Source organism: Trichococcus flocculiformis (assembly GCF_963662535.1).
In the GTDB taxonomy this organism is placed as follows: domain Bacteria; phylum Bacillota; class Bacilli; order Lactobacillales; family Aerococcaceae; genus Trichococcus; species Trichococcus flocculiformis.
Genome location: NZ_OY759718.1, coordinates 2,900,291 through 2,920,829, shown reverse-complemented (window position 1 = coordinate 2,920,829; position 20,539 = coordinate 2,900,291). Strand labels below are relative to the sequence as shown.

The 20,539-nt window shown below is 47.5% G+C and carries 22 protein-coding genes and 1 pseudogene; 15 read left to right on the top strand and 8 right to left on the bottom strand.

Translation table 11 applies throughout. The annotated features are described in order from the left end of the window. Positions 1 to 43: 43 nt before the first annotated feature. Entirely contained in the window at positions 44 to 1,072 is a 1,029-nt protein-coding gene (locus tag ACKPCD_RS13885; RefSeq protein ID WP_321433558.1) for a hypothetical protein, read from the top strand. 301 nt (positions 1,073 to 1,373) lie between these two features. Here ACKPCD_RS13885 and ACKPCD_RS13880 read toward each other — a convergent pair whose 3' ends face one another. Together ACKPCD_RS13880 and ACKPCD_RS13875 are read right to left on the bottom strand one after the other, a co-directional pair. Further along, complete coding sequence (locus ACKPCD_RS13880; protein WP_321433557.1) at positions 1,374 to 1,787, bottom strand: cupin domain-containing protein; 414 nt, start codon at positions 1,785 to 1,787, stop codon at positions 1,374 to 1,376. An 18-nt stretch (positions 1,788 to 1,805) separates the two neighbouring features. Further along, positions 1,806 to 2,123, bottom strand: a complete 318-nt coding sequence (locus ACKPCD_RS13875) for a carboxymuconolactone decarboxylase family protein (protein ID WP_321433556.1) — start codon at positions 2,121 to 2,123, stop codon at positions 1,806 to 1,808. A gap of 216 nt (positions 2,124 to 2,339) precedes the next feature. Here ACKPCD_RS13875 and ACKPCD_RS13870 point away from each other — a divergent pair, with 216 nt between their 5' ends. Continuing rightward, entirely contained in the window at positions 2,340 to 3,146 is an 807-nt protein-coding gene (locus tag ACKPCD_RS13870; protein ID WP_321433555.1) for a hypothetical protein, read from the top strand. A gap of 155 nt (positions 3,147 to 3,301) precedes the next feature. After that, entirely contained in the window at positions 3,302 to 4,177 is an 876-nt protein-coding gene (locus tag ACKPCD_RS13865) for a DUF1295 domain-containing protein (protein WP_321433554.1), read from the top strand. Between the two features lie 222 nt (positions 4,178 to 4,399). On the opposite strand, the gene ACKPCD_RS13860 is transcribed toward ACKPCD_RS13865, so the two are convergent. Then, positions 4,400 to 6,088, bottom strand: a complete 1,689-nt coding sequence (locus ACKPCD_RS13860; protein ID WP_321433553.1) for an IS1634 family transposase — start codon at positions 6,086 to 6,088, stop codon at positions 4,400 to 4,402. A gap of 234 nt (positions 6,089 to 6,322) precedes the next feature. Between ACKPCD_RS13860 and ACKPCD_RS13855 the strand changes: the two genes are divergently transcribed. The 11 genes from ACKPCD_RS13855 (at position 6,323) to ACKPCD_RS13805 (ending at position 15,887) form a co-directional block, all read left to right on the top strand. Beyond that, positions 6,323 to 6,736, top strand: a complete 414-nt coding sequence (locus ACKPCD_RS13855) for a MerR family transcriptional regulator (RefSeq protein WP_321433552.1) — start codon at positions 6,323 to 6,325, stop codon at positions 6,734 to 6,736. Positions 6,737 to 6,827: 91 nt separating this feature from the next. Further along, entirely contained in the window at positions 6,828 to 7,685 is an 858-nt protein-coding gene (locus tag ACKPCD_RS13850) for a DUF3737 family protein (RefSeq protein ID WP_321434578.1), read from the top strand. Further along, positions 7,675 to 8,850, top strand: a complete 1,176-nt coding sequence (locus ACKPCD_RS13845) for a MalY/PatB family protein (RefSeq protein ID WP_321433551.1) — start codon at positions 7,675 to 7,677, stop codon at positions 8,848 to 8,850. Before ACKPCD_RS13850 ends, ACKPCD_RS13845 begins: the two co-directional genes overlap by 11 nt. A gap of 377 nt (positions 8,851 to 9,227) precedes the next feature. Beyond that, positions 9,228 to 10,109 carry a LysR family transcriptional regulator gene (locus ACKPCD_RS13840; protein ID WP_321433550.1) on the top strand — a complete coding sequence of 294 codons (882 nt, stop codon included), beginning with the start codon at positions 9,228 to 9,230 and terminating at the stop codon, positions 10,107 to 10,109. 112 nt (positions 10,110 to 10,221) lie between these two features. Next, complete coding sequence (locus ACKPCD_RS13835; protein ID WP_321433549.1) at positions 10,222 to 11,418, top strand: MFS transporter; 1,197 nt, start codon at positions 10,222 to 10,224, stop codon at positions 11,416 to 11,418. Between the two features lie 171 nt (positions 11,419 to 11,589). Beyond that, complete coding sequence (locus ACKPCD_RS13830) at positions 11,590 to 12,393, top strand: MBL fold metallo-hydrolase (protein ID WP_321433548.1); 804 nt, start codon at positions 11,590 to 11,592, stop codon at positions 12,391 to 12,393. 18 nt (positions 12,394 to 12,411) lie between these two features. Continuing rightward, complete coding sequence (locus tag ACKPCD_RS13825) at positions 12,412 to 12,981, top strand: histidine phosphatase family protein (protein ID WP_321433547.1); 570 nt, start codon at positions 12,412 to 12,414, stop codon at positions 12,979 to 12,981. A 45-nt stretch (positions 12,982 to 13,026) separates the two neighbouring features. Beyond that, entirely contained in the window at positions 13,027 to 14,007 is a 981-nt protein-coding gene (locus ACKPCD_RS13820) for an aldo/keto reductase (RefSeq protein ID WP_319467801.1), read from the top strand. Between the two features lie 151 nt (positions 14,008 to 14,158). After that, positions 14,159 to 14,440: a DUF1232 domain-containing protein gene (locus ACKPCD_RS13815; protein WP_068561953.1), complete on the top strand. Its 282-nt coding sequence runs from the start codon at positions 14,159 to 14,161 to the stop codon at positions 14,438 to 14,440. A gap of 160 nt (positions 14,441 to 14,600) precedes the next feature. Next, complete coding sequence (gene nfsA, locus ACKPCD_RS13810) at positions 14,601 to 15,350, top strand: oxygen-insensitive NADPH nitroreductase (protein WP_321433546.1); 750 nt, start codon at positions 14,601 to 14,603, stop codon at positions 15,348 to 15,350. Between the two features lie 405 nt (positions 15,351 to 15,755). After that, positions 15,756 to 15,887, top strand: coding sequence for a hypothetical protein (locus tag ACKPCD_RS13805; RefSeq protein ID WP_255356057.1), 132 nt, complete (start codon positions 15,756 to 15,758; stop codon positions 15,885 to 15,887). 195 nt (positions 15,888 to 16,082) lie between these two features. On the opposite strand, the pseudogene ACKPCD_RS13800 reads toward ACKPCD_RS13805, so the two are convergent. From ACKPCD_RS13800 to ACKPCD_RS13780, 5 genes and pseudogenes are all read right to left on the bottom strand, one after another. Then, positions 16,083 to 16,199: pseudogene (locus ACKPCD_RS13800) on the bottom strand (IS3 family transposase); the annotation flags it as partial. Between the two features lie 21 nt (positions 16,200 to 16,220). Continuing rightward, positions 16,221 to 17,027 carry an IS3 family transposase gene (locus tag ACKPCD_RS13795; RefSeq protein WP_321434577.1) on the bottom strand — a complete coding sequence of 269 codons (807 nt, stop codon included), beginning with the start codon at positions 17,025 to 17,027 and terminating at the stop codon, positions 16,221 to 16,223. Beyond that, positions 16,946 to 17,476, bottom strand: a complete 531-nt coding sequence (locus tag ACKPCD_RS13790) for a helix-turn-helix domain-containing protein (RefSeq protein ID WP_276647287.1) — start codon at positions 17,474 to 17,476, stop codon at positions 16,946 to 16,948. Before ACKPCD_RS13790 ends, ACKPCD_RS13795 begins: the two co-directional genes overlap by 82 nt. 340 nt (positions 17,477 to 17,816) lie before the next feature. Then, a complete protein-coding gene (locus tag ACKPCD_RS13785; protein ID WP_321433545.1) occupies positions 17,817 to 18,353 on the bottom strand; it encodes an ECF transporter S component in 537 nt (178 codons plus the stop codon). A gap of 11 nt (positions 18,354 to 18,364) precedes the next feature. Continuing rightward, positions 18,365 to 19,516: a pyridoxal-phosphate-dependent aminotransferase family protein gene (locus ACKPCD_RS13780; protein ID WP_321433544.1), complete on the bottom strand. Its 1,152-nt coding sequence runs from the start codon at positions 19,514 to 19,516 to the stop codon at positions 18,365 to 18,367. Between the two features lie 304 nt (positions 19,517 to 19,820). Between ACKPCD_RS13780 and ACKPCD_RS13775 the strand changes: the two genes are divergently transcribed. Next, the gene (locus ACKPCD_RS13775) at positions 19,821 to 20,534 is read left to right on the top strand and encodes a TraX family protein (protein ID WP_321433543.1); all 714 of its coding nucleotides are present in this window, start codon (positions 19,821 to 19,823) and stop codon (positions 20,532 to 20,534) included. Positions 20,535 to 20,539: the final 5 nt, after the last annotated feature.

The window sequence follows — 20,539 nt, the reverse complement described above, 5'->3', positions numbered from 1 at the left end:
AGCCGCACTTGTGCGAGGCTAATTGATGAAGGGAGCAGGAACGATGAAAATAACCAAGAAGAAATTGGATGATATGTACCGAAGCTATTGCGCCAGCTACATCACGATCGGCGGCGAAACGTGCGCGCTGATCGCGAGCGAGGAGGAAGGCTATCCTTGCTACATGTATTCAGGCAAGGATTTCGAAAAAAGGGAAACCGTTTGGGAAAAGGGCGGCGGCTGCATGTCCATCATCCCTATCCCGAACAAGAGCAATGAATTTCTGGCCATCGTCGATTTTTACCTGAAGGTCAGCCCAAGCAAAGCGAAAGTCGTCTGGGGCAAGTATGATCCGGAAACCGGCTGGGAAATCAAGGACGTGCTGTACCTGCCTTATCTGCACCGTTTCGACATCTATGATGTGGATGGCGTGAACTACTTTGTCGGCGCCACGATAGCGGATGACAAGGATTTCAAGGATGATTGGTCGAGATCAGGCAGCATCTATTATGGTGTCCTGCCGGAAGACCCTACCGAAGGCGTCGAGCTGAAGGTTTTAGGGAAAGGCTATTTCCGCAACCATGGTTACTACAAGGATTATGAAGGCGGCAAACCCGTCGGCTACTTTACTAGTGATCAAGGGATCATCAAAGTGACGCCTTTTGCTGATAAAGAATGGGAAATCGAGCAGATTTTGGGCACTCCGATCGGCGAAGTGGCTCTTTTCGATATCGACTCGGACGGGCAAAAAGAAATGATCACGATCGAGCCTTTCCATGGCGACAGCATCAAGATCTATAAAAAGACGGAATCCGGTTATGAATCCGTCTATGAATACCCGCATAAAATAGATTTCGCCCATACGTTGGTGGGAACGACGCTAAGAGGCGTGCCAAGCTTTGTCGGCGGCATCCGCCGCGAAAACTGCGACCTGTTCTACATTCAATATGTGGACGGCGAATTCAAGACGGAAATTGTCGACAAGGGCTGTGGCCCATCCAATATCATGGTTGTGAACGAAGCGGATCGGGACATCATCGTAGCCGCCAACCATACCGAGAATGAAGCGGCAGTCTATATAGTGGAAGATTAAGGTGATGGGAATTCCCGTCTGGCGGGAGGGCAGGATACCGGATCGTTCTCCTCCGGTGAACGGAGGCTTCGCCGGAGTTCGGCCTACATCAGTGGTTTTGATCTCCGAGGAGTCCGTCGTCGCAGGAGCTGCGGCCGGTTATGAACGCTGTCATCCGGCGGTAGCTGCCTCCCCAGAGCTGGCGATCCGCAACAAGGATTTCCTCCGACGAACGGCCACTGAAAATATTTATCCAGCAGCATACAAAGAAAAAGCATGTCCGGCCCCATTTTTTCGAGGCCGGACATGCTTTTTTTTTAAATCAGTGATGCAATCCCTCATACAAATCCTCGGAAACAGCTTCGAGCCACTCCGGTTTTCCGGCGGTGATGGCGATGTGCTCAAACCAACTGTCTTTGGCGGCACCGTGCCAGTGTTTCACGCCGTCATGCGTCACGATGACATCCCCGGGCTTCAAAGCCTGGGCAGGCTTACCGTCTTCCTGATACCAGCCTTCTCCGCCAGTAACCAAGAGGATTTGGAAGCCGTCGTGGTGGATATGCCAGTTGTTGCGGCAACCCGGTTCGAAAGTCACTGTACCGACCCCGACGTTCACTTCGGGATCGGACACTAGTGAATTCAGATAGCTTTGGCCGGCAAAGTACTGCGCATAGGCTGTGTTTTTATCCCCAATTGGGAAAATGACGCCTTTTTTTACTTCTTCGTTTTTTGCCATATTTCTTCCTCCTGAAAATTAATCTGTGTATATTTCTTTGGCAATGTTGAAAGCGCACCAAGCTTTTGGCCAGCCGACATAGAACGCGAGCTGCGTGATGATTTCCACAAGTTCCTCTTTTGTAATGCCGTTTTCCTGGGCTTTTCTCAAATGGAAAGGAAGCTGTTCAAAGTTTCCGCCTGTGATCAACGCTGTGACGGTGACGACGGAGCGATCGCGCGGCGCGAATTCGTTTTCCCGCGACCAGACTTGCCCGAACAGGACGTCATCATTCAATTCAGCAAATTTTGGCGCAAAACCACCTAATAAATCTCTTCCTGCTGTAACTTTTGCCATAAAATCATCTCCTTAGGAATGTTAGTTTCAGCATACTCCTTAGAGTGCGCTTTAAGTCAAGCGCGAGCGCATGATTCTTTTCCGTTTTCAAGATATTGGACTGTTGTATCTTGAGAAAAATGAGATGGAGCGGATGGAATTTGGCGGAACGCGTAGCATATTAGCTGATTGGTTATACACAAGTAGGATATAATGTAGATATTGAGGAGTGGATATATGTTTACATTGGGAAGAAGTATGGATTTTAGTTATAAGACAAATCAAATGATAGTACTAGCATCAGCAGTAGTGGCTGCTATAGGATGGTGGTTGACCGGAAATGTTTTATCGGGAGTTTATATAGGCTTTAGCGTATTTTTAACGTGGGCACTCGTCAGAGAACTGGATCCAAACCATGATTATGCAGCATTTCTGGCTGTTGCCTTTTCACTTTTAAATTTATTTTATTATGAAAATGTTCAGCTTTTGGTAGTTGTTTGGATTCTGTTGCTGATGAGAATCCTAAATGGAATTACCGGAAAAGCGCTGACAACGTTTGATATATTTTCAGTCTGGGGACTTACTGCCTACCTATCATTCGATAACGGAAACAGCATCTATTTGATAATATTTGCTTTAGCTATGGCGTGTAGCCTGAAAATGGGAGGGAAAAAGAGAGCAGCAGGGATAGCTAGTCTGATCAGTGTAGGGGTTGTTGCAGTAGATTGGTTTTTTATGAACAAGTTATCCCTCGGGAGCTTAGCTTATTCAAATGCTGTAACCTTATTTGCAGTTACCGTAGTTGGTCTATCGCCTCTATTATTTTGGTTTTTATCAAAAGCTGAGACCAAAGATGATAAAGGGAACAGCGTAGACAGATCCAAACTGTTGGCAAGCCAAATTTTGTACAGTGCGACGGTTTTGTTGCTGTTTTTCTTTGGGAGCGTAACGCTTAATAATTTAGTTATCTACTTGTCGGCTGTATTAGGTACACTCCTTTATTTTAGCGGAAATAAAATTCTGAAAATAATACGCACAAAATAAAAAACAGAAATTCGGACTTCCTATCAGAAACTATGATTCGATTGCCTGCTATATATTAGTGTATAATGAGAATATTACAGCTTGGTGATGGATCTAGCTGAATTGTTTTGTTTTTTTAGATGGCAGGATGCATAAAAATTTGAAAGAGGTGGCCTATGGATAAGAAAAGAATTGTCATTTATACGCTATTATTTATAGCAACATTAGCGATAGCGACACAAGGATTCACGAATACTGGTTTGGACGGACTGCTTGTCCCGTTACTTTTTACCTTTGCCTATTTTACGATCATCTTTATTATCGCAACAATCATTAAAAACAATTCCATTGTCGATATTGGTTGGGGGATGGGATTTGTTGTAGGGAGCTGGCTTACACTGCTTGTGACTGAAAATCCCACCGTTTTATCGTATGCCATTGTTGGATTTATTACGGTGTGGGGACTTAGATTATCTTTGCGCTTATTGAAAAGAAATTACGGGAAGCCTGAAGATTTCAGGTACGCACAGTGGCGGAAAGAGTGGGGCGATAAAGTAGTCATCACCGCCTTTTTTAGAGTGTTTGTGGTTCAGGGTATCATCAATTTTATCGTTGGATCTGCCAGCTATGTGGTAATCAAATACAATGAATTCAGTTTTGATTCAGCTCACCGCTATTTTGTTTATGCCGCACTTTTCATTGCGTTGGTAGGATTGTTCTTTGAAGTAGTCGGGGATGAGCAACTAAGACAACACATCAACAAAAAAACACGCACACTTCTGCAAACAGGCTTATGGTCAATCACACGTCATCCAAACTATCTCGGTGAAATCCTGATTTGGATCGGATTGTATGCAAGTGGTATTACGCTGTTCTTCACGGATTCCATCAACCCTTATTATTATTTGCTATTAGTCATCTCGCCTATTTTGATGAGTACCGTATTAATCAAAATATCAACGCCGTTACTGGAGAAAAATATGGAGAAATACGCTGGATGGGAAGAATACACCAAAAGAGTCCCAATGCTTTTTCCTTTCACTAAAAAATAAGGCAGCATAGGTATGATTAAAACACGTTATTGAATAAAATTTGCGAAGCTGTGTGTGGGGGAGGTGCTACTTATTCCTTGCATGCAGCTTTTTGGGCGGCTCTTAAATAATCGTGCTATAGTCCCGACTTTGACAGTTTATAGAAGAAAAAGCAGCGATAAAACCCGTTATATCAAGGTTTTTAGCTGCTTTTTCTCGTTTTGAATTTGTTGTGCACACACGCTACTTACCGTACTTCCGTAGGACCTCTAGCGGTACAAATTGAAAATCCCATTTTTTCCCGAGAAGTTCATTGATTTTCAAGAAGTCATCGCTACCGAAGACTTCCCAGTAGCCTTTGTCCAACGGACGGCATTGCGCGCTGATAAGAGCACTCTGTATTCTTTCAGGGCTAAGCTGTCCATCCAGTTTGTATTCTAATAACCGCATGATGGTTAAGGAGATGAAACAGATCAGAAAGTGTGCCTCAATGTGGGGTTGAGTCCAGACATAGATTGGACGCGCGTCAAAGTTTGTTTTCAAAGTTTTGAAACAATCCTCAATGCGGCTCAACGAGCGGTAGCTAGCCAACATCTCTTCATCGCTCATTTCCGTCTCGCTGGTGATCAAGACATTGATTCCGTCAAACTGTTCATCAAAAGCAATCTGTTCCTCATCGATGGAAATATGGGGTGTGAGTTTTTTGATTTCACCAGTCTCTTCATCGACGCTCTCCACATCCAAGTATCGCTTTCCACCTTTTTTCATGGTCAATCGGAATCTCTCTCCTGCAGTCAATTTCTCCGCATATTCCACCGATTTCTTACGCCGGATTTTTTCACGGAAGTCATATTTCTGATTCCAGGTTACGAGGATTTTCTCGGTTATTTCCTTTTTATTCACTGTTCTTTTGCGGATCATCGATTTCTTTGCGAAGGTTTCCTGCTCATTGGTGATCCAATCTTCTGAATCCAGAACGAACGCTTGGATATCCTTTGGTGCACCTCGGGTGCCGCGGACCTTTTGACTGAAAAGGTATCCGTCCTTGTTCTGGAGTGTTTCGGTTATGTTGTTCTTGCTGTTCATGCCTTTATCAGCTACAACAACAATTCGCTGGATGCCAAACTGTTTCTTGATTTGTTCGACTGCCGGTAGGTAGGTCTTAACATCCACACAGTTGCCAGGAAATAAACGATAAGCGATGGGAATACCGTTGGTGTCCATAAACAATCCCATCTGGACAATCGGGTTTGGCCGCTTCTCCTTACTGGGACCCCGTTTCCGAAAAGCAGGCAGAATCTCACCTTCAACCTCGACAGGCTCATCGTCCAAATCGGTTTCAAAATAGTAGTTCGTGACATCATAAAAAACTAATGCCCCCGTACGTCCGACATCCTTGGTGATGGCTTGGTGCATCTGTAGTTGGATCTCTTCGCTCAGCAGGCTGAAAGTATCCAACGCTCGATAGACCGAATGTGCGGCCAAATCGAAGTCACCGAATAGGTCCCCTTGGGACTGAACGCTCTTCCACTTACTTTGGGGATCCAAGACCCTCTTTGCCATCAAGAGGCGCATCGATTTATCGAGGTCTATTTGGGAGCTTGTTTCTTTTTCGTGTGCTCGGAAAACTTTTGAGATTCCTAGGCTGCGATAAATTTCATCCAAAAGGAGCCACCCATAGTTCTGGAGTGGATTTGATATTTTTTTATTCAAATCAAGGGTGAGAGAAAGGGTTTCCGGTTCCGGTTGAAACTTACCTGCCTTTACGTCCTCCTTTAATTCCGCTAAATAATTAGGATTCCCGGCTTCCAGATCTTTCAGCTTTCCCAAAGATTTGATGGTACGTTGCTTTACTTTGTCTTTTTCGCGATAGCCTTCCACAATCGAAACATATTGTGTGCCTTCGCGGTTTTTGGTCACTTTTACAAACATACCTCATTATACTATACATAACCGTTCACAACAACATAAAATTTAAAAAACTTGCGTTTTTTCCTACAGCCGCAAGCTTTTCATTCAAATTTTACTATTTTAACTGTCAAAGTCGGGAATAAAATTTGCGAAGCTGTGTGTGGGGGAGGTGCTACTTATTCCTTGCATGCAGCTTTTTGGGCGGCTCTTAAATAATCGTGCTATAGTATTCGTAATAAATGGAGGTGGGATTGCATGTCCTATTCAATCGGAGAGTTTTCGAAAATGATCGGTCTACCTGTGTCGACGCTGCGGTACTATGAAAATGAAGGGCTGTTGAAACCGGATCGCGATGAGAACAACCTGCGCGTCTATACAGATCAGGATTTAAGATGGGTGACTTTTCTTCTGCATCTGAAAGGCACAGGCATGCCGATGGCGGAACTGAAGCAGTACACCATTTGGCGTGCCGAAGGGGATGCGACGATGCTGGAGCGGATGGAACTCTTGGAAAAGCGACGACGCTTGTTGGAAAAAGATATCCAAGCATTGATGCACAATCTTGAGGTGATCGAAAATAAGATCGATTTCTACGAGGAGCGCCTTGCAGGCAATAAAGATAGTATGATTTCCCAGGTTGAAGCAGAAAAGGAAAAAAGTACGAAATAAACCCGCCAATTGGTGGGTTTATTTTTATCCCTTGACTTAATGTCAAGGTTAAGGTGTACGCTCTGATTGTATCAGAGAGGGGAAATGAATGATGGAACATCTTAATCAACAGCTATTCACCGGGGAGCGGGCTCTATTCAAAGGAAAAGACCTGCAGATCAGCCATTCAGTTTTTGCGGATGGGGAGTCTCCCTTGAAGGAAAGCAACAATATCGTACTCGAAAACACGATCTTCCGCTGGAAATATCCATTGTGGTATGCACGGAACATCCAGGCAAACAACATCACTTTAGTGGAAACTGCGCGTTCCGGCATTTGGTACACAAATGGCATCACGATAACCGACAGCATGATCCAAGCGCCCAAGATATTCAGACGAGCTGCCGATATCAAGTTGGAACGAGTGGAAATGCCAAATGCCCAAGAAACGTTATGGAACTGCAATGATATTACCTTGGAACAAGTAAACGCTGTGGGCGATTATTTTGCGATGAACAGCGAAAATATCCGTATTGAGCATTTTACGCTATCGGGGAATTATGCCTTTGACGGTGCCAAAAATATCGAGATTTCGCATGCCAAGTTGCTTTCAAAAGATGCTTTCTGGAATTGCGAGAATGTGGTCGTCAGGGATTCGACGATCATCGGTGAATATTTGGGTTGGAATTCAAAGAACATCACCTTCATCGACTGCATCATCGAGACCAACCAGGGTATGTGCTACATGGAAAACGTGAAGATGGAGAATTGCCTGCTCATCAACACGGATCTGGCGTTCGAATATTCGACGGTCGACGTTCAAGCGAACGGCCGCATCGACAGTGTCAAGAATCCGATCAGCGGCACGATAACCGCTCCAGCAATCGGCGAACTGATTCTGGATGATCCGGAAATCGCCGCCGAAAACACCAAATACCAGCTTGCGGAGGAACCGGAATATGCCATTTGACTTTGATCGGATCATCGACAGACGGAACACCCACTCTTATAAGTGGGATGTCAAAGCGGATGAGTTGCCGATGTGGGTGGCGGACATGGACTTCGGAACGGCGCCTGCTGTTGTTGACGCCATCGAAAAGCGTCTGCGGCAAGGCGCTTTCGGCTATAATACCGTCCCTGACAGTTTCCGGGAGAGCATCATCCGTTGGTGGCAGAGGCGGCACCGGTTCGCGATGGAAAAAGAATGGATTCTCTATTGCACAGGCGTCGTTCCTGCTATCTCCTCAATCGTCAGGAAAATGACGGGAATAGGTGATGACATCGTTGTCCTTGCGCCTGTCTACAACATCTTTTACAATTCCATCCTGAACAACGGCCGGAAAGTCTTGGCGAGCGAATTGCGCTATGCAGACGGAAGCTATACCATCGATTATGCGGATCTGGAAGAAAAACTATCCCGCGAAACGACCTCGCTGTTCATTTTCTGCAACCCGCATAATCCGATCGGCAAAGTTTGGGATCGGCCGACGCTGGAACGGATCGCCGAATTGTGCATCAAGCATGATGTGCTGGTCGTGAGCGATGAAATCCATTGCGATCTGACGCATATCGGCCATGGGTACATCCCGTTTGCCTCCCTTTCCCAGGAGATTGCTGACCGGACAATCAGCTGCATCGCGCCGACGAAAACTTTCAACATCGCCGGACTGCAAACAGCGGCAATCGTCATTCCGAATCCTGAAATCAGAAAACAAGTGGACAGAGGAATCAACACGGATGAAGTGGCGGAACCGAATACTTTCGCGATCCAAGCGGCTGAAGCGGCTTTCGACGAAGGGGAAGAATGGCTGGAGGAACTGCGGGAATATCTGGAACTGAACCGGGAATTCCTGATCGGTTCTTTGAAGGAACTTGTTCCCGAAGTCCAAGTGATCGAGGCTGAAGCAACCTATCTGGCTTGGATCGATTGCGCGGCGATAACGGAGGACACGAAGGCGCTGTGCGCGTTCATCAGGGAGAAAACCGGACTCTATCTTTCCGCAGGGGATATCTTCGGCGGTAACGGTTCGCGCTTTGTCCGCTGGAATTATGCCTGCCCGAAGGCGCTTCTGGAAGACGGTATACAACGGTTTGTTGAAGGAGTAGCGTTGTGCCAAAAGGACAGATGCCGTTGAGGACAACTGTTCCTATAGACACCTGAACCCGCAATCGTCAGCAAACTGCTTTTCTCCGGTGAACGCAGGCTTCGCCGGAGTTCGGCCCACATTCTGGGTGTGTTCTTCTGCGAGAATTTCTTTATCGGTGTTGAGGTCAAATGTTGCCGGTGTCCTCCGGCTAGTGGATTGCTCACCGGAGGAAAGGGCGCAAGAACTGCAAGCTGCGGTGCCATGCAGGTTGCGTCCTTGTCCTGTTTCGGTTTTACGGCCGGAGCTTGATGTGAGATACTTGAACCGAAGCGATTGCAGCCCCGCTGTGCTGAAAAAACGGCTCTGTAATCGGAAGACGACTCGGCAGGATTAAAGCCGAATCAAGGGATAGGAGAGTATTGACTATGGAGTTGCGGGTTCTGAATTATTTTTTGACAGTGGTTTATGAAGAGAACATCACTAGTGCCGCTGAAAAGTTGCACATCACCCAGCCGACCTTGTCGCGCCAATTGATGCAGTTGGAAGAGGAATTAGGCGTTTCTTTGTTCCGGCGCGGCAAAAAGAAAATCACGTTGACCAGCGAAGGGTTGCTGCTGAAAAGACGGGCGGAGGAAATCCTCGATCTGACTAGCAGGACCGAACTGGAGCTGAAGGAGCAGAAAACGCTCATGAACGGCGAAATTGCCATCGGTGGGGGAGAAACGCAGTCCATGCGCGTTTTGGCTGATTTCATCAAGACCTTCAGCACGGAATATCCGCAAGTGACCTACAAATTGTACAGTGCAGATGCCGATGACATCAAGGATCGGGTCAACAAAGGGCTGTTGGACATCTGCCTGCTGACGGAGCCGGTCGATGTCGATAAATATGATTTCATCCGGATTCCCCAGAAAGAACGCTGGGGTGTCATCATGCGGAAGGACAGTCCACTGGCGCAGGAGCGCTCCGTTGCACCTGAGGATCTGTTGGCTTATCCGATCCTGATTCCGGGGAGAGCATTGGTCCAGAACGAACTTGACAATTGGTTCGGCGACGCCTATGGGGCCGTGCATATCATTGGGCGCTACAATCTGATCTACAATGCAGCCATTCTGGTGGAAGCGGGCGTCGGGGTTGCGTTGTGCTTGGAAAAACTTGTCCCGGTCAGTGAGGAAACCGAGCTCTGCTTCCGGACCTTGGCGCCTGCATTGGAGACAGGCGTGGTCATCGCATGGAAAAAGAATCAGATTTTCCCGCCGGCAGTGGCTAAATTCATCGAGCTTCTTAAGAATGCCTTCAGGGCATGATCAATCATGCAAAAAAACTATTATCTTTTTCTACGGTTGCGTTTTAAACTGGTATTAAGAAAAATGATGTATGCATTATAGGCATGGACATTCAGAAAGGAAAATCATCAGTATGGATATGAGGACACTCAAGAAGCTTGCGCTGTTGTCCAGCTCATTTGTTGTCGTTTCCGGTGGAGCCATCGCGGTGAATGTGCCCGCCATCGCCCGGGATTTTCCGGAAGTCCCGTTGCCGTTGGTGGAATCTTTGACAACGATGCCTTCCCTATTCTTGATCGTTTCGGTTCTGCTCAGCCACGCCATCGCAAGGAAAGTCGGCTATAAGAGGACTGTTCTTGTGGGGCTGGTTACGGTTCTGGTTTCAGGCTTAGTTCCGGTATTTGTACATCATTTCTGGATCATTTTCCTTTCCAGGGCACTCTTCGGATTCGGGATCGGACTTTTCAATTCGCTCCTGGTCAGTTTTATCCGGCATTTTTATGAGGGGGCCGAGAGAGCGGCGATGATCGGGCTGCAGAGCGCCTTTGAAGGCATCGGCGGGATGACCATTTCCTTCCTTGTAGGGCAGCTGCTGAAAATTGACTGGCAAACTTCCTTTTGGGTCTACTTGGCGGCTCTGCCGGCGATGCTTCTGTTCGCGGCCTTGGTTCCGGATATCCCGGCTGAACCGGCTGCCGTTTCCAGTCAGCCACAGCAAACGGATCCTTTGAGCACACGCAGCAATGCGATGGACAAGGCGGTTTTCGGCTATCTGACCCTGCTCGTTGTAGCGGTGATGTTCTATATGACGATCACGGTCCGGGTCACGCCGCTCATGCTGGCGAACGGTTACGGCGATGCTACGAACGGAAGCTACATCCTTTCCCTGATTGGCATCGGTGCAATGACAGCTGGTTTTTTATTCGGAAAAGTTTTTGGGGCTGTCGGGAAATATACTTTGCCGCTTGCCTTGTTCGGGATGGGAATGGCTCTGGTCACGATCGGGCTCTCGGACACTGTATGGGTGACCGGTTTGGCTGCTGCATTCTGCGGCTTCTCCTTCCGTACTTTCATCCCTTATCTCTTCAACAAAGTCAACAGTTCGGCGTCGGGGAACGCGAATGCCGCCACATCGCTGCTGCTTGTCGGATTCAATATCGGCGCAGCCTTTTCCCCTTACGGTATCGTTCTGGTGGAGCGCCTGTTCCGGCTGACTTCAGAACGGGGAATTTTTTTCCTGGAAGGGGCACTGCTGCTGGGGGGCGGTATCCTCGGTGGCGGCTATCATTTTCTGGCGAAGCATGCTGAAACCAGTGCGGAGGAAGTGTGAGCAGCTCGGTTTCGGCGCAACATTGATCTCAATGGAGCGCTGAAACAGGGTCCTTGCTGGTCCTGCTTAGCGAATTGTGTTATTTTGGATATGTGAACGCATTCATTTTGAGAAAAACAAAAAAACTAAGACTGCATGAAAAAGCTAGACAACTTTAAGGAGGAAAAGAAAATGGCAACACACAAACAAGCCGTTCCACCACCTACCGTATTTTTTGGAGAAGAAGCTTTTCAACCGATAGACCACACGGAGGTCCGCTGGCTGGGCAGCGGCGGGATGTTCGTGAACACCCGCGGCACCTGCATCATGATGGATCCGATGCTGAAGGACTTCGATATGCCGCTTCTGATCGACATGCCGATTGCGCCTGAAAACATCCCGCATCTGGATGCTGTGCTGATTACGCACTGCGACAATGACCATTACAGCGTGCCGTCGCTGCACGCGATGGAGCATGTCTCCAAAGCATTCCACGGGCCGCATTATGTGGCCGAACTGATGCAGGCGGAAGGATTTCCAGCAAACGGACATACTATCGGCGACAGTTTCGAAATCGGACCGGCCAAAATAACGCTGACACCGGCGGACCATGCCTGGCAGAATGAAAAAGCCAAATACAATTACCGAGTATTCCGGTTGGAGGATTACTGCGGCTTTTGGATCGAGACACCGGATGGAATCATCTGGGCACCGGGAGATTCCCGGTTGATGAAGGAGCACTTGGAAATGCCGCAGCCGGATGTGATTCTCTTCGACTTTTCCGACAACGAGTGGCATATCGGCTTGGAAGGGGCCATCCAAATGGCGAACACCTATCCTGAAGCACATCTGATTCTTTGCCATTGGGGCACGGTGGATGCGCCGGATCTGAACGTGTTCAACGCCGACCCGCAATCCTTGTACGACCGGGTGGTTAATCCGGAAAGGATCCATGCTTACGCACCGGGACAGCCATTCAGCCTGAAAAAATCCTAAATGATTGGAGATTCGCGGATGAAACGATTATATTTGGTCCGTCACGGCGAGACTTTGTTCAATACCCAAGGAAAGATTCAGGGCTGGAGCGACTCGCCTTTGACGGAACGGGGCATCAAACAGGCTCAGGCCGTGCGGGATTATTTCGGATCGGAAGGCATCCGCTTCGATCATGCCTACAGTTCCACATCGGAAAGGGCCAGCGATACGCTGGAATTGATCACCGGCATGCCCTATGCACGTTTGAAAGGATTGAAGGAAGTCAATTATGGCTTCTTCGAAGGGGAGCGGGAGATGCTCAAACCGAAAGAGCCGCAGGAAATCGTGTCTTTCTTTGTGCCATTCGGAGGGGAAAATACGAATGATGTGGCGGAGCGGATGAGAAAAACGTTGACCGACGTGATGGAGAAGAATGACCATACGAATGTTTTGGCGGTTTCGCACAGTGGGGCCTGCTACAATTTTTTGAAGCTTTGGCAAGACCCGGCGGAGGAGTTGGCGAAAGGTTTCCCGAACGGGAGCATCTTCGTTTATGGATACAAAGAGAAGGTATTCCGATTGGAGGAAGTCGTCAGGCCGGTTTTATAACATAATGAAATAGACTGTAAGTTTAAGAGGAACGGAGGAAAAAAGATGGAGTATGTAAAATTCGGCAACACAGGGATGGACGTATCGCGGATCTGTTTGGGCTGCATGAGCTTCGGGGATCCGGATACCTGGCTGCACAAATGGGCGCTGAAGGAAGAGGAAAGCAGGCCGATCATCAAACGCGCCTTGGAGTTGGGCATCAATTTCTTTGATACAGCGAATGTCTATTCATTGGGAAGAAGCGAAGAAATCCTCGGACGCGCGATCAAGGACTTTGCCAAGCGGGATGAAGTGGTCATCGCAACGAAGGTCCACGGCAAGATGCACGAGGGCCCGAACGGTTCCGGGCTGTCCCGCAAGTCCATCCTGAGCGAAATCGACAACAGCCTGAAGCGTCTGGATATGGATTATGTGGACCTCTACATCATCCACCGTTGGGACTACAACACACCGATCGAGGAAACGATGGAAGCTCTGCACGATGTGGTGAAATCCGGAAAGGCCCGTTACATAGGAGCTTCCGCGATGTATGCCTGGCAGTTCCAAAAGGCCCTGCACGTAGCAGAAAAGAACGGTTGGACGCGCTTCGTATCGATGCAGAACCATCTGAACCTGCTTTACCGCGAAGAGGAGCGGGAAATGCTGCCGCTCTGCCGGGAAGAAAAAATCGCCGTGACCCCCTACAGTCCGATGGCTTCAGGTCGTTTGACGCGCGACTGGTCGGAGACGTCCAAACGGATGGAAACGGACAATGTGGCGCGTTCGAAATACGACGCCACTGCTGATAAGGACCGGGTCATCGTCGAACGATTGGCCCAGATAGCCGCCGACAGAGGCGTTTCCCGTGTCGAAATCGCCTTGGCTTGGCTGCTGCAGAAGGAACCGGTTGTAGCTCCCATCATCGGAGCGACCAAGCTGGAGCATCTGGAAAAACCGGTGGAAGCCATATCGGTCAAACTGACCGATGCCGAAGTCGCGTTCCTGGAAGAGCCTTATGTTCCACATTTGATTGTCGGGCACAGCTGAGGCATTCAGACAGGCCAAAAAATCATTCTTGAGACTGATTCATTTACTTAAGATAAGCAGTATACTTTGTTCACGATAACTAGTCAGAGCCCGCTCACAAGCTAGGTGCGAAGAATGGTTGTCCAAATCAATCAGCAAAGGAAAATGCAAAATGAAAGTAAAAAAGAAAATCAGTCTGACACCTTTCAGTAAAGTCAAGTCACTTATCCTTTCCCTGTTCGATTCCAAAGTCGAAGGCAAGAAAAAATGGTTGGTGTTGGGGATCATTCTTTATATCATCAGTCCAATCGACATTATCCCGGATTTTATCCCGATGGCCGGTTATGCGGATGATGTGCTGTTGCCGATCCTGTTTTTGGTCGCTGAAAAATTATTGAGCGACGGAGCGATTGAAGAACACGAACGCCCAATCAAAGAAGCCAAAAAAATATAATGCATGGATTTTCCGGCCCCGTTCCTCGCCTAAATGGCAAAGGAGCGGGGCTTTTTCGCTGTTGGGACCTTGCGCACCCGGTTGGACGTGGCTGCTGCATTCCTTTAGAATGATCTTATGGATTCAATATAAGCTATTCTGAAGGCGAGGAAAACAATAGATGAATGAAATGATCGCGCGCATCCTGGCGCATCGCACGGTAAGGGATTTTGAAGAACGGCCTTTGAGCCCGGAACAGATAGAAACGATCGTCCGCAGTGCCCAAGCTGCATCCACCTCAAGTTTTGTGCAGGCCTATTCCATCATCGGAGTCACGGATCGCGACAAAAAACACGCATTGTCGAAAATCGCGCGTAACCAACATTTCGTTGCCAAGAATGGCCATTTCTTTGTATTTTGCGCCGATCTTCATCGCCACGATATAATCGGAAATATGGAAGGGAAGGACGTTGCAGCCTCGCTTGAGAGTACCGAAAAATTCATGGTCAGCGTGGTAGATGCATCCCTGGCTGCCCAGAATGCAGCTTTGGCGGCTGAAGCGATGGGGCTCGGGATCTGTTACGTAGGCGGTTTGCGGAATGACCTCGAAAAAGTCAGCGAACTCCTGAAGATTCCCGATAAAGTGATCCCGCTCTTCGGACTGGCGGTCGGTTATCCGGCCAGCGTCAACGACCAGAAGCCGCGTCTGCCTTTCGAACATATTTATCATGAAAACGAGTATCAACAGAATAATGCGGTTTATAAAGAACAACTGAAGCAGTACAACGAAGAGATCCAAGCGTACTATCGGGCGCGGACCGAAGGCGAACGCTGCGACACTTGGACCGGTCAGATGGCAGAGATGCTCTCTCATCCGCAACGCATGTACATGCATGACTTCGTTGAAAAGCAAGGGATGAACAAGCACTGATTCCAGAAATAGTTTCACTTGCATCGAACGGATATTCGTGTTATAGTTACATTTCAACGTCCAAGAACATATGCATCTTATATGTATGGAACCATGGCTTTTCTCTATTCTGCAGCGGATGCTGCAGGCAAACGGAACCAAAAATAAGCGAAGTTAAATTTATTATGTAGCGCCACACTGTGGTGCCCGCAACATGAATTTCCAAGATTTAGATTTGATAGTGAAAAAGCCGCGATTCCTGTACAGGAATACCTTTTTCTTTCTTATGATAATAAGTAGAGACACAAAAGGTACTCGATTGAGTGCCTTTTTGATTTCTCTGAATACAGAAAAAAAGGATATATGAGGAGGTTGAAAGATAGTAGCGTACGCATATGGTTACGCTAAAGAAGGAGCAAGAAATATATGAAGAACATCGTCTATACGAATTCGCAGAACGTGACTATTGAAATATCATGGGAAGCGTATTACAAAGAGATCGACATGCGCAAACAAGAGCGTTTGAAGAAAAAACAAGCGCAAACAAGCGGCAAATAAGGTCTAAGCGGCTCTCTATGAACGGAGAACTGTAAATAAAAAGCTCGGAATCCCTGACTCACAGTTGTTGAGGCAGCGGCTTCCGAGCTTTTTTGTTGTTTCCGTTTCAAGGAGCGGGTGGTCCTGCATCCCAAAGTTTCGTTCGGCGAATCAAATTGTCGAATGGGTGGCGACCCCCAAAAGTTAGAGTTTTTATTATGCAGCCGTTTGGCTGGCTTGGATTCGGTATTGGACTGGGCTGAGACCAGCTAATTTTTCTTTTGATCGAACATGGTTATACCAATGGATATAGACCTCTATCCGTGAGCGGAGTTCTTCATAACTGACTAATTTTTAACCGTGATACATTTCTTGCTTCAGGATGCCGAAGAAATTTTCCATCGCCGCATTATCTGCACACGTTGCTTTTCGAGACATACTCTGAAAGATTTTATCTTCCTTCAGCGCTTTGACCCAACGATTATGTTGATAGTGCCATCCTTGATCAGAATGGATAGTGGTTCGAAACTTGGCATGTTTCTTTACGTAGCCGAGGGCTTCTTCAAGTGGCTTCATCACCAATTCCAACGACGGTCGATTGTTTATGCCATAGGCAATAATTTCTCCGTTGTATAGATCAAGGATGGGGCTAAGGTACAATTTTTCTTCTCCTGCACACTTGAATTCGGTCACATCTGTCGCAAGCTTCTGTAGAGAAAGAGGCGTAGAGAAGCGTCTGTTTAAAAGATTCTTGGCAACGGTCCCTACCTTGCCTTTATAAGAATTGTATTTTCGTGATTTTCGCATGAATTTGATGCACTTTATTCCCAGTTCTTGCATGAGACGAGACACTTTCTTGTGATTGGTAATGTGTCCCAATTTCCCTAGTTCTTTAGCGATTCGTTTCGCTCCGTAGCGCTCATGGAAATTGAAAAAAAGTTGTTTGATCAGTTCTTTCGTCGGTTGATCCGTATTCTCTTTCCCGAATTGCTTCACGTGATAGTGATAGGTTGCTTCTGGAATCCCTACTACTAAAAGAATATCTTTTAATTTGAATCCTTCTTTTTTGAGTGCGAATGTCACCGCTGCTTGTGCTTTTCGAGAAAGACCTTCGGATTCTCCTGAAAAGCTTGCAACTTTTTTAAGTACGCATTCTCCAATCTAAGTAATTCAATTTCTCGTTTCAGTTCTTCTGTAGACGGTGCGGATTGATCTATTTGTTTGTTAGTGTTCTTTTTGGACATACAAGTGCACCTCTTTGGCTTTTGCTTTGGTTTTAGTCCTTCGATTCCCTTTTCTTGGAAAGTTTTATTCCATCTCCAAATAAGGGCAGGACTAGTTATGCCAAAGGCAATGGCTGTGTCTAAAGAGGAGGAACCGGACTGTTTCATAAAGTGTAATACATCCATCTTGAATTGAACAGAGTAAGCTGAGCTCTGCGGTTTTACCTTCAGACCTTCAACTCCTAATTTTTGATAATATTTTACCCAATTCTTTATTGATTCATCGGACAAACTATCGTATTTTTTTGCCAAACGCATATAACTTAAGGAACCCTCTAAATACTCTTTTACAACTTTCAATTTAAATTCTGCACTAAATTTCTTCATAATTATGACCCCCAAAATGTTTGATTTCACTCTAACTTTTGGGGGGCGGGACCATGCTACAAAATTATTCAACAATTTGACCCCAATAGAGAGCTGATTTGTCGAATGTTCAAAAACATTCGACAATTTGGGCATAGCGAAAGGCAAGATTGACGAATACAGGTACTTTATTCGTCAATACGGGCATCTGGCCGGTGCTATCTGCAATAACCAAATAAAATTGCACGCTTCACCCACTCTATACCAATCCGATACCGTTAAAGAATCAGACAACCCGAGGACTATTACCAAAAAGGAAGGCTCTGTCTCATCACGAGACAGAGCCTTCCTTTTCAATTCATTATCTTCCAGCGATATTCATCTTTTTCAAAATTGCCGACAGTGGCAAGGAAATGGCGATTCCGACCGCGTTCTGGACGAGGTTACCGGGAATAGAAGCGAACGGGGTAAGGGCATTGCCGTACAGGATCCATTCGCACAGATAATAACCGACCAGCATGATGGGAACCGAAAGCAGCGTGGCTAAAAGATTCACAGCAAAGCTGTTCCCTTGACGATCTTTCGACCAGGCCAATTTACCGACCAGATAGCCCTGCAAGCCGCGGGTTACTAATGTGAAGGGAGCCCACAGAACCCATCCGGCCATAAGGTCGAAGATGGCCATGCCGACCGCTCCGGCGATAGCGCCTTTTTTCGGCCCGAACAGGATGGATGCGAGGAAGAGCATCGCAGTGCCGAGGTGGATCAGTCCGCCGTTTGCCGTGATAGGCAATTTGATGTTCAGGAAGACCGTCGCTACGAATACGAGCGCAATCAGGATTGCCGTCAAAACCAAATCATACGTGCGAGTGTTTGAATAACCTTGTGCTTTTTGCATAGTGAAGCCTCCTAATTATTTTCTTTGTAAATGTCGATGAAAAGTTGGGCCAAATCCCCGTTTCCGGCGAAGCCGAGATCGCGCAGACCGTTGTCGATGATGGACAAAACATAGATAAGTTTGTCGATGAAGGCATTTTCGCCCATATGTCCGATGCGCAAGATTACATCTGCGTATTGTGCCAATGAAGTTGCGACCAACAGATTGTAGTTTTCGCTGAGGTGGTCCTGCAGGCGCAAGGCGCCGATTTCTTCCGGTATCCTGATGGCAGTGACTGTATTGGAACGGTCGGAATCCAGGAACAACTCCAATCCATACGCTTGGGCGGATCCGCGTACTGCGGAAGCAATCCTGTCATGGCGTGCAAAAACGGTCTCGATGCCTTCCTCCAGGATGTTGTCCAAAGCGGCATCAAGCGCTGCGACATCGCCAGCAGAAGTCGTGTAGGGCAAGTATTCTTTTTCCGCGTAGCCTTTGAAGACCTGTAGATTGGCATAAAAGGAAGCGATAGGCGTTTTGCGGTTGTTCATCGCTTTTTGCGCGTCTGCGCTGACTGAGACAATCGCCAGTCCGACCGGGGCCGAAATGGCTTTTTGGGTCCCGCCGCAACAGATATCGATTTTATTTTCGTCGACGTTAATCGGCTCGCCAACCATGCCGGCGACGGAATCGACCACCGTCAGGATGCCGTATTTCTTCAACAATGGACAAAGCTCGGCGACGTTGTTCAGTACCGATGTCGGCGTGTCGCAATGGACCAGGGTAGCATATTTGAAGTCGGAATCCTTCTCCAGATAGGCGCGTACCGCTTCAGCAGGGATGCCGCTGCGATGGTCGAAACTCAGGACGACCGGTACGCCGCCATAGATGCTGACGAAATCCTTGAAGCCTTCGCCGTAGATGCCGTTGTCCAGTACGAGCACGCGGTCGCCAGGTTCCGTCAGGCTTGCGCAAGCGGCCTCAAGAGCCAGGATCCCTTCACCAGCAAGTAACAGGACCTCATTTGTGGTGCCCATGACTTTGCCCATTTTTTGGCTGACCTCACGGTAATAGCGGACGAATGTTTTGTCAAAGTCGCTGTTGTTGGTTCTTTTTGCGCGGGCCAAACGTACATTTTCGCGTACCTCAGTCGGACCCGGGGCGTAATTCGGTTTGTATCTCATCAGGAAGTCCTCCTTCTCGTTTCGTATATTGCTGATAATTTTAGCAAATGCAAAGGACTATGGGACCGTCCAATCCGAGAGAAAGTGAACGGTCCAATTTGCCCAAAAATGGCTTCTCGCATGCGTTTTGCAAATGTTAACGTATCCAATTTCGGATTGCGTAAGTTTTTCCGCAAATCTCTTCCTTTTTTTCGGGGATTGGCGGACGTCAGGAAGCTTATACTGTGGCAAAGGGCAGGCAAACTGGCCTGTCGATAAGCTTACAGCAAACGCTGCGAAACCAAGTACAGTGAGGAGCACACCGATGCAAGGCATCAGCGAGATTCAAAAAGATCTATCATCCTATACATTGAAGAACCTTGCGATATTTGCGATGTTCTTCGATCATATTTTTGCGGTATTTATGCCGCAGGACAGCCTTGAAGGTGTTGCGCTGCGCATATTAGGGCGGATTGCCGCCCCGATCATGTGCTATATGATTGCGGAAGGCTATCATTACACATCCAATCTGAAGAAATATATCGTGCGGTTAGCGCTGTTCGCCGCCGTTTCGCATTTTCCGTATGTCTGGTATTTCGGTCTCCCGTGGTGGCAGGCAACGAGTGTCATCTGGGGTTTGGCGTTGGGATTGGTGGCATTGGCGGCGGCCAAACGGGAGGACTGGTCCCATCCGCTGAAAGTCTTCATCGCTTTAATCTGCTGTCTATTGGCGGTCCCGGCTGATTGGAATTATGTAGCGGTCTTGTGGATCCTGTTTTTCGGATTGTTCAGGAGACAAATCGAAAGGCAGCTGCTGAGTTTTGCAATCATAGGGATTCTGTTCCACATCATCCCTTCAATCAAAGAAATCGGTTGGACGCAATCTTATCAGATCGGAATTTTTCTGGCGGTGCCGCTGCTGCTGTTCTACAAAGGCCGTCAAGGCAAGAAATCCAATGTGATGAAATGGGGCTTCTATGTTTTTTATCCGTTCCATCTGTTGCTGTTGGAACTCGTGAAAATGATTGTATCCGCGTAATGGAG

What these genes read in the sequence shown, in the direction of transcription:
- ACKPCD_RS13885 (WP_321433558.1), top strand. Translation starts at nt 44, where the DNA reads ATGAAAATAACCAAGAAGAAATTGGATGATATGTACCGAAGCTATTGC.
- ACKPCD_RS13880 (WP_321433557.1), bottom strand. Translation starts at nt 1,787, where the DNA reads ATGGCAAAAAACGAAGAAGTAAAAAAAGGCGTCATTTTCCCAATTGGG.
- ACKPCD_RS13875 (WP_321433556.1), bottom strand. Translation starts at nt 2,123, where the DNA reads ATGGCAAAAGTTACAGCAGGAAGAGATTTATTAGGTGGTTTTGCGCCA.
- ACKPCD_RS13870 (WP_321433555.1), top strand. Translation starts at nt 2,340, where the DNA reads ATGTTTACATTGGGAAGAAGTATGGATTTTAGTTATAAGACAAATCAA.
- ACKPCD_RS13865 (WP_321433554.1), top strand. Translation starts at nt 3,302, where the DNA reads ATGGATAAGAAAAGAATTGTCATTTATACGCTATTATTTATAGCAACA.
- ACKPCD_RS13860 (WP_321433553.1), bottom strand. Translation starts at nt 6,088, where the DNA reads ATGTTTGTAAAAGTGACCAAAAACCGCGAAGGCACACAATATGTTTCG.
- ACKPCD_RS13855 (WP_321433552.1), top strand. Translation starts at nt 6,323, where the DNA reads ATGTCCTATTCAATCGGAGAGTTTTCGAAAATGATCGGTCTACCTGTG.
- ACKPCD_RS13850 (WP_321434578.1), top strand. Translation starts at nt 6,828, where the DNA reads ATGGAACATCTTAATCAACAGCTATTCACCGGGGAGCGGGCTCTATTC.
- ACKPCD_RS13845 (WP_321433551.1), top strand. Translation starts at nt 7,675, where the DNA reads ATGCCATTTGACTTTGATCGGATCATCGACAGACGGAACACCCACTCT.
- ACKPCD_RS13840 (WP_321433550.1), top strand. Translation starts at nt 9,228, where the DNA reads ATGGAGTTGCGGGTTCTGAATTATTTTTTGACAGTGGTTTATGAAGAG.
- ACKPCD_RS13835 (WP_321433549.1), top strand. Translation starts at nt 10,222, where the DNA reads ATGGATATGAGGACACTCAAGAAGCTTGCGCTGTTGTCCAGCTCATTT.
- ACKPCD_RS13830 (WP_321433548.1), top strand. Translation starts at nt 11,590, where the DNA reads ATGGCAACACACAAACAAGCCGTTCCACCACCTACCGTATTTTTTGGA.
- ACKPCD_RS13825 (WP_321433547.1), top strand. Translation starts at nt 12,412, where the DNA reads ATGAAACGATTATATTTGGTCCGTCACGGCGAGACTTTGTTCAATACC.
- ACKPCD_RS13820 (WP_319467801.1), top strand. Translation starts at nt 13,027, where the DNA reads ATGGAGTATGTAAAATTCGGCAACACAGGGATGGACGTATCGCGGATC.
- ACKPCD_RS13815 (WP_068561953.1), top strand. Translation starts at nt 14,159, where the DNA reads ATGAAAGTAAAAAAGAAAATCAGTCTGACACCTTTCAGTAAAGTCAAG.
- nfsA (WP_321433546.1), top strand. Translation starts at nt 14,601, where the DNA reads ATGAATGAAATGATCGCGCGCATCCTGGCGCATCGCACGGTAAGGGAT.
- ACKPCD_RS13805 (WP_255356057.1), top strand. Translation starts at nt 15,756, where the DNA reads ATGAAGAACATCGTCTATACGAATTCGCAGAACGTGACTATTGAAATA.
- ACKPCD_RS13790 (WP_276647287.1), bottom strand. Translation starts at nt 17,476, where the DNA reads ATGAAGAAATTTAGTGCAGAATTTAAATTGAAAGTTGTAAAAGAGTAT.
- ACKPCD_RS13785 (WP_321433545.1), bottom strand. Translation starts at nt 18,353, where the DNA reads ATGCAAAAAGCACAAGGTTATTCAAACACTCGCACGTATGATTTGGTT.
- ACKPCD_RS13780 (WP_321433544.1), bottom strand. Translation starts at nt 19,516, where the DNA reads ATGAGATACAAACCGAATTACGCCCCGGGTCCGACTGAGGTACGCGAA.
- ACKPCD_RS13775 (WP_321433543.1), top strand. Translation starts at nt 19,821, where the DNA reads ATGCAAGGCATCAGCGAGATTCAAAAAGATCTATCATCCTATACATTG.